Annotated in this window: 13 protein-coding genes; all 13 read left to right on the top strand. The window is 68.4% G+C overall.

The features are described 5' to 3' along the window. Positions 1–969, top strand: a complete 969-nt coding sequence (pip, locus tag B9P64_RS11885; RefSeq protein ID WP_139826286.1) for a prolyl aminopeptidase — start codon at positions 1–3, stop codon at positions 967–969. Between the two features lie 212 nt (positions 970–1,181). After that, a complete protein-coding gene (locus B9P64_RS11880) occupies positions 1,182–1,967 on the top strand; it encodes a hydroxypyruvate isomerase family protein (protein WP_085316460.1) in 786 nt (261 codons plus the stop codon). A 127-nt stretch (positions 1,968–2,094) separates the two neighbouring features. Continuing rightward, on the top strand, positions 2,095–2,559 hold the full coding sequence (locus tag B9P64_RS11875; RefSeq protein WP_085316459.1) for a CBS domain-containing protein: 465 nt from the start codon (positions 2,095–2,097) through the stop codon (positions 2,557–2,559). Between the two features lie 168 nt (positions 2,560–2,727). Beyond that, on the top strand, positions 2,728–3,804 hold the full coding sequence (gene aroC, locus B9P64_RS11870; protein WP_085316458.1) for a chorismate synthase: 1,077 nt from the start codon (positions 2,728–2,730) through the stop codon (positions 3,802–3,804). Beyond that, positions 3,804–4,607, top strand: a complete 804-nt coding sequence (locus B9P64_RS11865; RefSeq protein ID WP_235839982.1) for a M48 family metallopeptidase — start codon at positions 3,804–3,806, stop codon at positions 4,605–4,607. The genes aroC and B9P64_RS11865 overlap by 1 nt, the downstream gene beginning before the upstream one ends. Positions 4,608–4,691: 84 nt before the next feature. After that, the gene (leuC, locus tag B9P64_RS11860) at positions 4,692–6,113 is read left to right on the top strand and encodes a 3-isopropylmalate dehydratase large subunit (protein ID WP_085316456.1); all 1,422 of its coding nucleotides are present in this window, start codon (positions 4,692–4,694) and stop codon (positions 6,111–6,113) included. 3 nt (positions 6,114–6,116) lie between these two features. Continuing rightward, a complete protein-coding gene (locus tag B9P64_RS11855; RefSeq protein ID WP_085316455.1) occupies positions 6,117–6,272 on the top strand; it encodes an entericidin A/B family lipoprotein in 156 nt (51 codons plus the stop codon). Between the two features lie 5 nt (positions 6,273–6,277). Beyond that, positions 6,278–6,943 carry a 3-isopropylmalate dehydratase small subunit gene (gene leuD / locus B9P64_RS11850; RefSeq protein WP_085316454.1) on the top strand — a complete coding sequence of 222 codons (666 nt, stop codon included), beginning with the start codon at positions 6,278–6,280 and terminating at the stop codon, positions 6,941–6,943. A gap of 79 nt (positions 6,944–7,022) precedes the next feature. Further along, positions 7,023–8,096, top strand: coding sequence for a 3-isopropylmalate dehydrogenase (gene leuB, locus B9P64_RS11845; RefSeq protein ID WP_085316453.1), 1,074 nt, complete (start codon positions 7,023–7,025; stop codon positions 8,094–8,096). A gap of 43 nt (positions 8,097–8,139) precedes the next feature. Continuing rightward, complete coding sequence (gene asd / locus B9P64_RS11840) at positions 8,140–9,267, top strand: aspartate-semialdehyde dehydrogenase (protein WP_085316452.1); 1,128 nt, start codon at positions 8,140–8,142, stop codon at positions 9,265–9,267. Between the two features lie 221 nt (positions 9,268–9,488). Beyond that, positions 9,489–12,530 carry a FimV/HubP family polar landmark protein gene (locus B9P64_RS11835; protein WP_139826285.1) on the top strand — a complete coding sequence of 1,014 codons (3,042 nt, stop codon included), beginning with the start codon at positions 9,489–9,491 and terminating at the stop codon, positions 12,528–12,530. 46 nt (positions 12,531–12,576) lie between these two features. Next, positions 12,577–13,443 (top strand): tRNA pseudouridine(38-40) synthase TruA, encoded by an 867-nt coding sequence (gene truA, locus B9P64_RS11830; protein WP_085316450.1) that lies wholly within the window; start codon positions 12,577–12,579, stop codon positions 13,441–13,443. Continuing rightward, a complete protein-coding gene (locus B9P64_RS11825; RefSeq protein ID WP_085316449.1) occupies positions 13,440–14,099 on the top strand; it encodes a phosphoribosylanthranilate isomerase in 660 nt (219 codons plus the stop codon). The genes truA and B9P64_RS11825 overlap by 4 nt, the downstream gene beginning before the upstream one ends. Positions 14,100–14,107: the final 8 nt, after the last annotated feature.

Here is a 14,107-nt window from a genome sequence, read left to right as displayed (position 1 = left end):
ATGAAACCGAGAACCGAGCTTTACCCGCCGATCGAGCCGTATGAACGCGGCCAGCTGATCGTGTCGGAAATCCACACGCTCTACTGGGAGCAGTCGGGCAATCCGCGCGGCGTGCCGGTGGTGTTTCTGCACGGCGGGCCGGGCGGCGGATGCAGCCCGCGCCACCGGCAGTTCTTCGATCCGGCCTTCTATCGCATCGTGCTGTTCGACCAGCGCGGCGCCGGCCGCTCCACGCCGCTCGGCGAGGTGCGCGACAACACCACGCCGGTGCTGGTGCGCGACATCGAAAAGCTGCGCGAGCACCTCGGCATCCAGCGCTGGCTGGTGTTCGGCGGTTCGTGGGGCAGCACGCTCGGGCTGGCCTACGGTCAGGCGCATCCCGAGCGCGCGCTCGGCTTCGTGCTGCGCGGCATCTTTCTGGGCCGCAAGCGCGAGGTGGAATGGTTCGTCAACGGCATGGGCTACATCTTTCCGGAGGCGTGGCGGCAGTTCGCCGGCATGGTCCCGGAGCGCGAGCGCGGCGATCTGCTGCATGCCTATGCCCAGCGGCTGTTCGATCCCGATCCGGCGGTGCATCTGCCGTTTGCGCGCGCCTGGGGCCATTACGAAGGCAGCTGCTCCAACCTGATGCCGGCACTCGCCGCCGGTACCGCCGCGCAGATGGAAACCGACGCGGTCGCGCTCGGCCTGGCGCGGCTGGAGTGCCATTACATGCAGCACGGCATCTTCATGCCCGAGGGCGCGCTGCTGGCCGGCGTGCCGCGCGTGGCGCACTTGCCCTGCACCATCATCCAGGGCCGCTACGACATGGTCTGCCCGATCGTCAGCGCCGACGACCTGCAACGGCGCTGGCCCGGCAGCGAATACATCGTCGTGCCCGACGCCGGCCATTCGGCCTGGGAGCCGGGCAGCTGCGCCGAGCTGGTCGCCGCCTGCGAGCGCATGAAGCGCAAGCTCGTCACAGGCTGAGCGCCCGGCGCATTCCGCGCACCGGCTGAGCGCTTGGCGCGGCCGGCGGCACACCGGCTGTTGCGCCGCAGCGCCCGGCCGCCGCCTCGCCGGCGGCCGACGCAACCCGGCCGGCAGATTCCTTGCTATCAGTCCAGGCAATTTCGCACCGGCTGCCCTCATCGGCGGCCGGATTCGTTTTGCGGGATTCACCCGCCGCGCCGCCCACGCCGATGCTCAAGTACGCCGCCAATCTCTCCTTCCTGTACACCGAGCTGCCGCTCGTCGAACGCTTTGCCGCCGCCGGCGCCGACGGCTTTCGCTATGTCGAGCTGCACGAGCCGTATTCGCTGCCGCCCGCCGATCTGCGCAATGCCGCGCTCCAGGCCCATGTGCAGACCGTGCTGCACAACACCGCCTTCGGCGATTTCGCTGCCGGCGAGCGCGGTCTGGCCGCCGTGCCGGGCCGCGAGGCCGAGTTCGAGAAGCAGCTGCATGCGGCCTTCGTGTATTCGAGCCAGCTCGGCAACAAGCTCATTCATGTGCTCGCCGGCGTGGCCGATGCCGCCAGCGCCGCGGCGCGCGCCACCTATGTGCGCAACCTCGCGCTCGCCGCCAGCGAGGCCGCCAAGCGCGGCATCACGGTGGTCATCGAGCCGATCAACACGCGCGACATGCCGGGCTATTTCCTCACCACGCTGGAGCAGGCCGCCGACATCCAGGACGCGGTCGGGCTGCCCAATCTCAAGCTGCTGTTCGACTGCTATCACGTCCAGGCGATGCAGGGCGATCTGGTGCGCCGCTTCGAGCGCTTTCGCGACCGCATCGGCCATGTGCAGATTGCCGGCGCACCCGAGCGCCACGAGCCCGACACCGGCGAGATCAACTACCGCTACGTGCTCAGTGCCATTGCCGTGTCGGGCTATGACGACTACATCGGCTGCGAGTACCGGCCGGTGCGCGATGTGCGCGGCGGCACCTCGGCCGGGCTCGGCTGGCGGCACACGGTGGCGCCGTGACCTCACCCGCTCGGCGCGGGCGCAATTGCGATCAATTCGCGCGTGATTACGACTTGCCTGCCAGGGGGGAGCCGGTCAAGCTTTCAACCCCGGGCAACCCGTGCAGTCATCGAGGAAGGAACAAGCCATGAAGGTCAGCGACATCTTGCGCGTCAAAGGGACGGCGCTTTTCACCGTGCATCCCGAGTCCGCCATTGCGGTGGCGGTCGAGACCATGGCCGAGCACGACATCGGCTCGCTGGTGGTCATGGAGCACGGCGATCTGGTCGGCATGCTCACTTTCCGCGAGGTGATTGCCCGTCTGCACGCCAACAACGGCACGCTCGGCCAAGCCCGCGTGCGCAGCGTGATGGACGACCATCCGCTCACCTGCACGCCCAACACCGAGGTCAACGAGGTGCGCCGGATCATGCTGGAGAAGCACACGCGCTATCTGCCGATCCTCGACGGCAAGACGCTGGCCGGCGTGATCTCGTTCTACGACGTGGCCAAGGCCGTGCTCGACGCGCAGAGCTTCGAGAACAAGATGCTCAAGGCCTACATCCGCGACTGGCCGGTGGAAGACGAGGCCGAGGCCCAGCCCGGCGTGTAAGCGCAAGGCCCGCCCCGCGCCGGGGTGGGCGATCGAACGCGAGGGCGTCGCCAGCCTTCGCAGCAGCGTCCTGCAACCGGGCGTTGGCAAGGGCGGCCCGCAACGGGTCGCTTCGCTAGAATCGGCGGCCCGGAACACTCCTGCGGCCGTTTCTGCGGCCGAATCGCCATGTCGGGCAATACCTTCGGCCATCTCTTCTGCGTCACCACTTTCGGCGAAAGCCACGGCCCGGCCATCGGCTGCGTGATCGACGGCTGCCCGCCCGGCATGACGCTGTCCGAAGCCGACATCCAGCCCGATCTCGACCGCCGCCGTCCGGGCACGTCGCGCCATGTGACGCAGCGCCAGGAAGCCGACCGCGTCGAAATTCTGTCCGGCGTGTACGAGGGCAAGACCACCGGCACGCCGGTCGCGCTGCTGATCCGCAACGAGGACCAGCGCAGCAAGGACTACGGCAACATCGCCGCCACTTTCCGGCCAGGTCATGCCGACTTCGCGTACTGGAACAAGTACGGCATCCGCGATCCGCGTGGCGGCGGGCGCTCGTCGGCGCGGCTCACGGCGCCGGTGGTGGCGGCCGGCGCGGTCGCCAAGAAGTGGCTCGCCGAGCGCCACGGCGTGAGCTTTTCGGGCTGGATGAGCCAGCTCGGCGAGATCGCGATTCCCTTCGTCGACGCGGCCGAGATTCCGAACAATCCGTTCTATTCGCCCAACGCCGCCATCGTTCCCCAGCTCGAGGAATACATGGACGCGCTGCGCAAGGCCGGCGATTCCTGCGGCGCGCGCATCGACGTGGTGGCGCGCGGCCTGCCGGCAGGCTGGGGCGAACCGCTGTTCGACAAGCTCGATGCCGACATCGCCTTCGCGATGATGGGCATCAACGCGGTCAAGGGCGTGGAGATCGGCGACGGCTTTGCCAGCGTGGCGCAGAAGGGCAGCGAGCACGGCGACGAGATCACGCCCGACGGCTTTCTCAGCAACCACTCGGGCGGCGTGCTTGGCGGCATCAGCACCGGGCAAGACTTGCGCGTAAGCCTCGCGATCAAGCCGACGAGTTCCATCCGCGTGCCGCGCAATTCCATCGACATCCACGGCGCGCCGACGGTGGTCGAGACGCATGGCCGCCATGACCCGTGCGTGGGCATCCGGGCCACGCCGATCGCCGAGGCGATGCTGGCGCTGGTGCTGATCGACCATGCGCTGCGGCAGCGCGCGCAATGCGGCGACGTGAAGGCGGGGGCGTGATGCGCCGGCTGCTGCTGTCGCTCGGGTTCGCGCTGATCGCCGGTTGCACCACGGTCAACACCACCGCGCCCGGCGTGGTCGGCGTGCAGCGCAGCCAGACCATGACGCCGCTGGTCAGCCCGGCCGACGTCAACAAGATGGCGGCCCAGCAGTATGCGCAGACGCTCAAGGGCGCGCAGCAGAAGGGCGCGCTCAACGCCGACGCCGCCGAGACCCAGCGCGTGCGTGCCATCGCCCAGCGGCTCATCCCCGAGACGCGGGTGTTCCGGCCCGACGCCGTGGCCTGGCGCTGGGAGATCAACGTCATCACCTCGGACGAGCTGAACGCCTGGTGCATGCCGGGCGGCAAGATCGCCGTCTACACCGGCCTGATCGACAAGCTCTCGCTCACCGACGACGAGTTGGCCGCCGTGATGGGCCACGAGATCGCCCATGCGCTGCGCGAGCATTCGCGCGAGAACATGAGTCGCCAGATGCCGGCGCAAATCCTGTTGCAGGTGGTCGGCGCGGCCTATGGCGGCGGCGTGCAGCAGATGGGCGGACAGGCCTATCAGCTGCTGGTCGGCCTGCCGAACAGCCGCGAGATGGAGACCGAGGCGGACCGCATCGGCACCGAGCTGATGGCGCGTGCCGGCTACAACCCGGAAGCGGCGGTCAACGTGTGGCACAAGATGCAGCGCGCCAGCCAGGGCAAGGAGCAGCCCGAGCTGCTGTCGACGCATCCGTCGAGCGAATCGCGCATCGCCGATCTGAGCGTGGTCGCCAAGCGTGTCGAGCCGCTCTATCAGCAGGCACGCCGGTAAAGCGACGGCCCAGAAGCCCCGGAAGTCGCGTGGCATAATGGAAGGCTCTGATTTTGAAGGCTTTCCGGCCCGGAAGACCCCGCGATGGCGCAGACCCTGTACGACAAGCTCTGGGAAACACACGTCGTCCACACCGAGGACGACGGCACGGCGGTGCTCTATATCGACCGCCATCTGGTTCATGAAGTGACGTCGCCGCAAGCCTTCGAAGGCTTGCGCATCGCGGGTCGCAAGCCGTGGCGCATCAGCAGCATCGTCGCCACCGCCGACCACAACACGCCCACCACGGGCTGGGAACGCGGCTATGACGGCCTCGACGATCCGGTCTCGAAAGAGCAGATCACGACGCTCGACGCGAACATCCGCGAATTCGGTGCCGCCGCCTACTTCCCGTTCCTGAATGCGCGCCAGGGCATCGTCCATGTGATGGGGCCCGAGGAAGGCGCCGTGCTGCCCGGCATGACCGTGGTCTGCGGCGACTCGCACACCAGCACGCACGGCGCGCTCGGCGCGCTGGCCTTCGGCATCGGCACCAGCGAGGTCGAGCATGTGATGGCCACGCAGACGCTGGTCATGAAGAAGGCTAGGAACATGCTCGTGCGCGTCGAGGGCAAGCTGCCGTTCGGCGTGTCGGGCAAGGATGTGGCGCTGGCGGTCATCGGCAAGATCGGCACCGCCGGCGGCAATGGCCACGCGATCGAATTTGCCGGCAGCGCCATCGAGGCGCTCACCGTCGAAGGCCGCATGAGCCTGTGCAACATGGCGATCGAGGCGGGCGCGCGCGCCGGCATGGTCGCCGTCGACCAGCGCACGCTCGACTACGTCAAGGGCCGCCCGTTCGCGCCCAGCGCCGAGCAATGGGACGCCGCCGTCGCCCACTGGAAGACGCTGCGCACCGACGCCGGCGCCCACTTCGACACCGTGGTCGAGCTGCGCGCGGAAGAGATCGTGCCGCAGGTCACCTGGGGTACCTCGCCCGAGATGGTCACGACGGTCGACGGCCGCGTGCCCGACCCCGAGGCCGAGAAGGACCCGGTCAAGCGCGAAGGCTATGAGCGCGCGCTCAAGTACATGGCCCTCGCGCCCAACACCGCCATCGCCGACATTCGCGTCGACAAGGTGTTCATCGGCTCATGCACCAACTCGCGCATCGAGGATTTGCGCGCCGCCGCCTGGGTGGTGCAGAAGCTCGGCAAGCGCGTGGCGGCCAATGTGAAGGCGGCGCTGGTGGTGCCGGGCTCGGGGCTGGTCAAGGTGCAGGCCGAGGCCGAAGGGCTCGACAAGATTTTCAAGGCCGCAGGCTTCGAATGGCGCGAGCCGGGCTGCTCGATGTGCCTGGCGATGAACGCCGACAAGCTGGAGCCGGGCGAGCGCTGCGCGAGCACGAGCAACCGCAACTTCGAGGGCCGGCAGGGCGCGGGCGGTCGCACGCATCTGGTGTCGCCGGCGATGGCGGCGGCGGCGGCCATCGAAGGTCACTTTGCGGATGTCCGCAAGCTGGGCTGAGCGATGAAGACGCAAATCAACTTCGCGCGCGCCGCCGTGCTGCTGGCGGTGATCGCGGCGCTGGCCGGTTGCAACACGATTGCCGGCATCGGCAAGGATGTGTCGGCCGGCGGCAAGGCGGTCGAGAAGGCCGCCGAAAAGACGAAAGAGAAGATGTGAGCGCCATGGAAAAGTTCGAAGTCCACACCGGCCTCGTGGTCCCGCTCGACCGCGCCAATGTCGATACCGACGCGATCATCCCGAAGCAGTTCCTCAAGTCGATCAAGCGCACCGGCTTCGGCCCCAACCTGTTCGACGAGTGGCGCTATCTCGACCGCGGCGAGCCCGGGCGCGACAACAGCGGTCGCCCGCTCAATCCCGATTTCGTGCTGAACCAGCCGCGCTACGGCGGCGCCTCGGTGCTGCTGGCGCGCAAGAACTTCGGCTGCGGCTCGTCGCGCGAGCACGCGCCCTGGGCGCTGCAGCAGTACGGCTTCAAGGCGGTGATCGCGCCGAGCTTCGCCGACATCTTCTTTGGTAACTGCTACAAGAACGGCCTGCTGCCGATCGTGCTGCCCGAGCTGGTGCTCGACCGGCTGTTCAACGAGGTGGCGGCGTTCGTGGGCTATCAGCTCACGGTCGATCTGCCGCGCCAGCTGGTCATCGAGCCGAACGGCACCGGCCACGAGTTCGCGATCGATCCGTTCCGCAAGCAATGCCTGCTCAACGGCTGGGACGACATCGGTCTCACGCTGCGCCACAAGGACAAGATTGCCGAGTTCGAGCAACGCCGGCTCGCGCAATTCCCCTGGCTGGCCAAGACGGCGATCACCGCCGGCATCAAGGCCTGATTTCGGGCGCCCAAGCTTCCTGGCGGGAAGGCAGCGCGGGCCGACAGCAATGCCCGCGCACCTCACAGGAAGAACACCAATGAAGATCGCAGTCTTGCCCGGCGACGGCATCGGCAAGGAAATCGTCGCGCAGGCCATGCGCGTGCTGCAGGCCCTCGGCGAAAGCTTCGAGTACGAATGGGCCGATGTCGGCGGCGCGGCCTATGAGTCGGCCGGCCATCCGCTGCCCGAGGCCACGCTCAAGCTGGCCAAGGAAGCCGACGCGATCCTGTTCGGCGCGGTCGGCGACTGGAAGTACGACACGCTCGAACGCGCGCTGCGCCCCGAGCAGGCCATCCTCGGCCTGCGCAAGAACCTGGGCCTGTTCGCCAATTTCCGTCCGGCCATCTGCTACGAGGAACTGGTCGGCGCATCGAGCCTCAAGCCCGAACTGATTGCCGGGCTCGACATCCTCATCGTGCGCGAGCTGACTGGCGACATTTACTTTGGCCAGCCGCGCGGCCGGCGCAGCAGCCCCGATGGCGCGTTCGCCGGTGCGGAAGAAGCCTTCGACACCATGCGCTACTCGCGCCCCGAGATCGAACGCATCGCCCATGTGGCCTTCCAGGCGGCGCGCAAGCGCGGCAACAAGGTCACGAGCGTCGACAAGGCCAACGTGCTCGAAACCTTCCAGTTCTGGAAGGACGTGGTGACCGAGGTTCACGCGGCCCACTACGCCGACGTGACGCTGGAGCACATGTACGTCGACAACGCGGCGATGCAGCTGGTGAAGGCGCCCAAGAAGTTCGACGTGGTGGTCACCGGCAACATGTTCGGCGACATCCTGAGCGACGAGGCTTCGATGCTGACCGGCTCGATCGGCATGCTGCCGTCGGCCTCGCTCAACGACCGCAAGCAGGGCCTGTACGAGCCGAGTCACGGTTCGGCGCCCGACATCGCGGGCAAGGGCGTGGCCAATCCGCTCGCGACCATCCTGTCGGCGGCGATGATGCTGCGCTTCTCGCTCGACCGTGCCGAACAGGCCGACCGCATCGAGGCGGCGGTGAAGATGGTGCTGGCGAGCGGTCTGCGCACGCCCGACATCTGGAGCGAAGGCACGACCAAGGTCGGCACCGAAGCCATGGGCGACGCGGTCGTCGCGGCGTTGGCGTGACGCATTTCACATATCTGGTTTGAGCAAAGCAGGGAGCGGGAAGATGAAGCTGGTCGGTCTGGTGGGTTGGCGCGGGATGGTCGGGTCGGTGCTGTTGCAGCGCATGACCGAAGAAGGTGATTTCGATCACATCGAACCGTTGTTCTTCAGCACGAGCAATGCGGGCGGCAAGGCCCCGTCGCAAGCCAGGAACGAGACGGTGCTGCAGGACGCGCACGACATCGAGGCGCTCAAGCGCTGCGACATCATCCTGACCGCGCAGGGCGGCGACTACACCAAGGCCGTCTTCCCCAAGCTGCGCGAAGCCGGCTGGAAGGGCGACTGGATCGACGCTGCCTCGACGCTGCGCATGGCCGACGACGCGATCATCGTGCTCGACCCGGTCAACCAGCCGGTCATCAAGGACGCCATCGCGCGCGGCATCAAGAACTGGATCGGCGGCAACTGCACCGTGAGCTGCATGCTCATGGGCGTGGGCGCGCTGTTCAAGGCCGACCTCGTCGAATGGATGACGAGCACGACCTATCAGGCGGCCTCGGGCGGCGGCGCCCAGCACATGCGCGAGCTGCTCACGCAGTTCGGCACGCTGAACGCCGAGGTGAAGAGCCTGCTCGACGATCCGGCGAGCGCGATCCTCGAAATCGACCGCAAGATCCTTGCGAAGCAGCACGCCTTCACCGCCGAGGAAACCAGGAATTTCCTGGTGCCGCTGGCCGGCAACCTCATCCCCTGGATCGATTCCGACCTGGGCGACGGCACCAGCCGCGAAGAGTGGAAGGGCGGCGCCGAGACCAACAAGATCCTCGGCCGCGGCCCGGGCTTCGGCACCGAAGCCACGCCGATCGACAGCCTGTGCGTGCGTGTCGGCGCGATGCGCTGCCATTCGCAGGCCCTGACGATCAAGCTCAAGAAGGACGTTCCGCTTGCCGATATCGAGGACATGATCCGCAACGACAACGCCTGGGTGAAGCTGGTCGAGAACAACAAGGAAACCAGCATCCGCGAGCTGACGCCCGCCGCCACCACCGGCACGCTGACGATCCCGGTCGGCCGGCTGCGCAAGATGGTGCTCGGCTCGGAATATCTGGGTGCGTTCACGGTCGGCGACCAGCTGTTGTGGGGCGCGGCCGAGCCGCTGCGCCGCATGCTGCGCATCCTCATCGAAGCCTGACGGCATCGAGGCAAGGCAAACATCGGCACGCGGAATGAGCACAAATTCGCTGCATTCCGCAGGTAAATCCGGACGAGAGATGGCTTGACCGCCATCGCTTGCCCGGGCACATGCCTGATGCTAACTTCGAAAAATTCGTAACAAGCTTAGGGGTGGTCGTGGGTTCGATCAGTGCATCTTCGTTTCCCGGCGTTCGTTCCGATGACGAACCGGAGGCGACCATGATCCAGCGGCGTCCGGTGGTCGGATCGCTGCCCAGCAAGCCCCGCCGCATCGCCAGACTCGTCGTTCTCGCGCTCGCCATCGGTTTCGGCAGCGCTGCCGCCATCGATGCCCAGGCGGCGTCGCTCGGCCGGCTCACGGTGCAGTCGGCGCTCGGTCAGCCGCTGCGTGCCGAAATCGAGATCAGCGCGCTGGCACCCGAGGATCTGCAAGGGCTTAGCGTGCGCATGGCGCCGGCCGAGTCGTTCCGGCAGGCCGGCATCGAGATGACCTCGGCGCTGCAAAGCCTGCGCTTCGCCGTCGACCGGCGCGGCAATCGCAACATCATCCGCGTGACGTCGACCCAGGCCGTGAACGAGCCCTTCGTCGACATGCTGCTGGAGATGACCTGGCCGACCGGCCGCATCGTCCGCGAATACACCTTCCTGCTCGACCCGCCCGAACTGCGCACCGGTCGCGCGCCCGAGGCGGTGGCGCCTGCCGTCGTCGGCGCGCTGCCCGAATCGAATCCGGCACCGGCTCCTGCACCTGCCGCCGCCGCACCCCGGGCGCCCGCAGCGGCGCCTGCGCCGGCAAGGTCGTCGACACCCGCGAGAGCGCCCGCCAGCGATGGCGCGGCCGCTTCTGCTGGCGATGCCGGCGTTGCCCACACCGTCCAGCGCGGCGAGACGCTGGGTCAGATCGCACGCAGCAATCTGGCGCCGGGCGCGACGCTCGACCAGATGCTGGTGGCGCTGTTCCGCAGCAATCCCGATGCCTTCGCCTCGAACATGAACCGGCTGCGCACCGGTGCGGTGCTCAAGCTGCCGTCGGCGGCGGAAGCCAGCGGCATTCCGCAGGCCGAGGCGCGGCGCGAGGTGCTGGCGCAGACCGCCGATTTCGCGAGCTACCGGTCCCGGATCGCCGGCGCCGCGGTGGCGAATGCGCCGGCTCAGGACACCGGCCGCGCGGTGAGCGGCAGCGTTGCGCCGCTGGTGCAGGACAAGTCCGCGCCGGCCGCCGATGCCGGCGACAAGGTCAAGATCGCGCGGCCCGGCGACAAGTCGGCGGCGGCGACCGGCGGACAGGCCGGCAAGGAAGCCGCTGCCGCCAAGGCCGACGAGATCGCTGCCCGCGACAAGGCACTGCGCGAGGCCGAAAACCGCGTCAAGGAACTCGAGCGCAACGTCTCCGACCTGAAGGGATTGCTCGATCGCAAGGACAAGTCGCTGGCCGATGCCCAGCGCACCGCCGACGCCACCCGTGCGACGCGCGATGCCGAGGCCACCAAGGCGGCCGATGCGGCAAAGGCCGGCAAGGCAGCCGAGGCTGCGAAGGCCGCCGAAGCGCTGAAGGCGGCGGAAGCCGCCAAGGCAGCGGAAGTTGCCAAGGCCGCCGAAGCTGCGAAGGCGGCAGAAGCGGCCAAGGCCGCGGAAGCTGCAAAGGCTGCCGAAGCCGCGAAGGCCGCGGAAGCTGCAAAGGCTGCCGAAGCCGCCAAGGCCGCAGAAGCCGCCAAGGCCGCCGATGCAGCCAAGGCGGAGGAAGCCGCCAAGGCAGCCGCCGAAGCTGCCAAGGCTGCGGAAGCGCAGAAGGCTGCCGAAGCTGCCAAGGCTGCCGCACCCAAGCCCGAGGAAGTCAAGCCGGCGCCGCGTCCCGAACCGGCCGCCAAGCCCGTGCCCCCGCCGGCACCGGCACCCGAGCCGGAAGAATCGCTGCTCGACGCGGTCGGCAATCCGGTCGCGCTTGGCGGCATCGCCGCCATCCTCGCCGCTCTCGGTGGCTATGCCTGGTTCCAGCGCAGCCGCAAGAAGAAATTCGCCGAGTTCCAGGACAGCATCCTGACCGGCGGCGATCTGAAGACGAACTCCATCTTCGGCGTGACCGGCGGCCAGTCGATCGACACCACCGACTCGACCTTCAATTCCAATTTCGTGCCGCCGGTCGGCCAACTCGACTCGAACGAGGTCGATCCGATCGCCGAGGCCGATGTCTACATCGCCTACGGCCGCGACGCCCAGGCCGAGGAAATCCTCAAGGAAGCGCTCAAGAGCGCCCCGGACCGGCATGCGATCCGCGCCAAGCTGCTCGAGATCTATGCCTCGCGGCGCGATCTGCCCACTTTCGAGGCGGCCGCCGGCGAGCTGTATTCGCTGACCGGCGGACGCGGCGAGGACTGGGACAAGGTGGCCGCACTCGGTCGCTCGCTCGATCCGAACAATCCGCTGTTCGGCGGTGCCGAGCAGGCAGTGCCGGCCGAGCCCCAGGTCACCGTGCCGTTCACGCCGGATGTCGGCCTCGCTGCCGCCTCGGCCAGCCTGGCCGACGACATCGCGCGTCCGGCTCCGGTCGCGGTCGATTTCGATCTCGACCTCGACCAGCCGACCGAGCCGCTGCTGCCGCCGCGCGAGGAAGTCAGCGCGCCGAGCGTCGGCGAGATTCCGCCGATCGATTTCGATCTCGGCTCGACCGACGACTCGGAATTCGGCAAGACCTCGACCGATCTCGACTTCAGCCCGGCGGTCAACACGCCCGAGGTCATCGAGGCAGCCGCGCCGCCGGTGGCATCGCCGACCATCGATTTCGATCTGGACGCGCCGGCCTACGACGGCACCGCCACCATGCTCGAACCGGTGTCGTCGGCGCATGCCGAGCCGATCGATTTCGAGCTGTCGCTGCCGCCGGCCGGCAACGAGGCCGATGCGCGCGACTACGGCGATTCGTCGCCGACCCAGCCGCTCGACCGCAATGCCGACCTCGGCGGACTCGATCTCGCGCTCGATCTGCCGCCGTCGGCACCGGCCGCGGCGGCCGAGCCGCTGCCGGTCGAGAAGGACGAGTTCCCGTCGTTGCTCGACTTCGGTTCGTCGATCGCGCCGGCCGGTGCCGCCGACAGCGCGCTGTCGCCGCATCAGCAGGAAATGGCCACCAAGCTCGACCTCGCTGCCGCCTATCAGGAAATCGGCGACCGCGAAGGTGCCCAGGAGCTGCTGGACGAGGTGATCCAGGCCGGCGACGACGAGCAGAAGGAACGTGCCCGCAAGATGCTGGAGGCGCTGGCCTAGTGGTCGGCGCGCAAGGCGCCGCCAGCGGCGGCAGGCAGGCGGGCTGATGCCGAGGATTGCGCTCGGCATCGAGTACGACGGCGGCGGCTACCACGGCTGGCAGGTGCAGCGCGATCTGCCGTCGGTGCAGGTGGCGGTCGAAGCGGCGATCGCCCGCTTCGTGGCGCTGCCGGGGCGCATCGAGGTGGTGGTCGCGGGGCGCACCGATGCCGGCGTGCATGCGCGCGGTCAGGTGGCGCATTGCGATGTCCCGGTCGAGCGCACGCCAGCGTCCTGGGTGCGTGGGCTCAATGCGCTGCTGCCCGACGACATCGCCGTGCGCTGGATGGCACCGGTCGCCGACCGCTTCCATGCCCGCTTCGACGCGGTGCGGCGCGATTACCGCTATCTCATCTGGAACCATCCGCTGCGCTCGCCGCTGCTGCGCCGGCATGCGGCCTGGTGCTTTCGGCCGCTCGACGAAGCCGCCATGCATCGCGCCGCGCAGGCGCTGGTCGGCGAGCATGATTTTTCCTGCTTCCGCTCGTCGGAATGCCAGGCGAAGTCGCCGGTCAAGACGCTGTACGAAGTCTCGGTGGCGCGGCGCGGCGAGTTCGTCGAGCTGCACATCGCGGCCAGCGCCTTCCTGCATCACATGGTGCGCAATGTCGTCGGCAGTCTCGTTTACGTCGGAAGCGGGCGCATGCCCGAGGCCTGGATCGGCGAGCTTCTGGTGCAGCGCGACCGCAAGCTCGCCGCGCCTACCTACGCTGCCGAGGGTCTGTATTTCGAATCGGTCGATTACCCCGCCGAGGCCGGTCTGGTCGAGGTGATGGCCGCCGACCGCGCCCGGCGTGCGGAACCCCTGGCAGCTGCGAGCGGTCTGCCTCATTCCCATCCCGCCGGCCCGGAACGGCCGGCCGCCAGCTCATGACACGAACCCGGATCAAGTATTGCGGCCTGACCCGTGAAGAAGACCTCGCCGTCGCCGTCGATTGCGGCGTGGACGCGATCGGCTTCGTCGCCTACGCCAAGAGTCCGCGCTTCGTCGGCCCGGCGCGCGCCGCCGAACTGGCCGCGCTGCTGCCGGCCTTCGTCACGCCGGTGCTGCTGTTCGTCAACGCCAGCCGCGACGAGGTCGCGGCCTATCTCGATCGGCTGCCCGGCGCGACCCTGCAATTCCACGGCGACGAAGCCCCGGCCGATTGCGAGCAATACGGCAATCCCTGGCTCAAGGCGGCGCGCATGATGGCCAACGGCAGCATTGCCGGCGCCGACTGCGACCTGACCGCCTATGCCCAACGCCATGCCGGCGCGCGCGCCATCCTGCTCGATGCGCACAGCGACGGCTTCGGTGGCGCCGGCAAGACCTTCGACTGGAGCCTGGTGCCGGCAGCGCTCGCGCGGCCGCTGATTCTTTCGGGCGGACTCGACGCCGCCAACGTGGCCGAAGGCATCCGCCGGCTCGCGCCGGCCGCCGTCGACGTCTCCTCCGGCATCGAGCGCAGCAAGGGCATCAAGGACGCGGATAAAATGCGCGACTTCGCTGCCGCCGTGCGCGCCGCCGACGAGGCTTGGCGCCGCGGCTGACCCGGGCC

Origin of the sequence: Derxia lacustris (assembly GCF_002105195.1) — a bacterium.
GTDB lineage: Bacteria > Pseudomonadota > Gammaproteobacteria > Burkholderiales > Burkholderiaceae_E > Derxia > Derxia lacustris.
Note: the sequence above shows the minus strand (reverse complement) of the source record. Positions and strands in the feature narration are given on the sequence as shown.